Source organism: Alishewanella tabrizica, from assembly GCF_014652375.1.
Classification (GTDB): domain Bacteria; phylum Pseudomonadota; class Gammaproteobacteria; order Enterobacterales; family Alteromonadaceae; genus Alishewanella; species Alishewanella tabrizica.
Genome location: NZ_BMYR01000036.1, coordinates 1 through 879 on the forward strand (window position 1 = coordinate 1; position 879 = coordinate 879).

General features: G+C 50.7%; 1 rRNA gene. It reads right to left on the reverse strand.

The window, feature by feature from the left end:
- Positions 1-879, reverse strand: a 23S ribosomal RNA gene (locus tag IE070_RS16510); the annotation flags it as partial.

The window sequence follows — 879 nt, forward strand, 5'->3', positions numbered from 1 at the left end:
TGAGCTATTACGCTTTCTTTAAAGGGTGGCTGCTTCTAAGCCAACCTCCTAGCTGTCTATGCCTTCCCACATCGTTTTCCACTTAATCATCACTTTGGGACCTTAGCTGGCGGTCTGGGTTGTTTCCCTTTTCACGACGGACGTTAGCACCCGCCGTGTGTCTCCCGAGTAGTACTCATTGGTATTCGGAGTTTGCATGGGGTTGGTAAGTCGGGATGACCCCCTAGCCCAAACAGTGCTCTACCCCCAATGGTATTCGCTCGAGGCGCTACCTAAATAGCTTTCGAGGAGAACCAGATATCTCCGAGCTTGATTAGCCTTTCACTCCGATCCACAAGTCATCCCCTACTTTTTCAACAGTAGTGGGTTCGGTCCTCCAGTTAGTGTTACCCAACCTTCAACCTGCTCATGGATAGATCGCCCGGTTTCGGGTCTACACCCTGCAACTATTCGCCCAGTTAAGACTCGGTTTCCCTACGGCTCCCCTATTCGGTTAACCTCGCTACAGAATGTAAGTCGCTGACCCATTATACAAAAGGTACGCAGTCACCCCACGAAGGGGCTCCCACTGCTTGTACGTACACGGTTTCAGGTTCTATTTCACTCCCCTTACAGGGGTTCTTTTCGCCTTTCCCTCACGGTACTGGTTCACTATCGGTCAGTCAGGAGTATTTAGCCTTGGAGGATGGTCCCCCCATGTTCAAACAGGATACCACGTGTCCCGTCCTACTCGTTTTCACTATAAAGGTGTTGTCGTGTACGGGGCTATCACCCTGTATCGCTCAGCTTTCCAGATGATTCCACTAACACCAATGTAGCTTAAGGGCTACTCCGCGTTCGCTCGCCGCTACTAACGGAATCTCGGTTGATTTCTTTTCC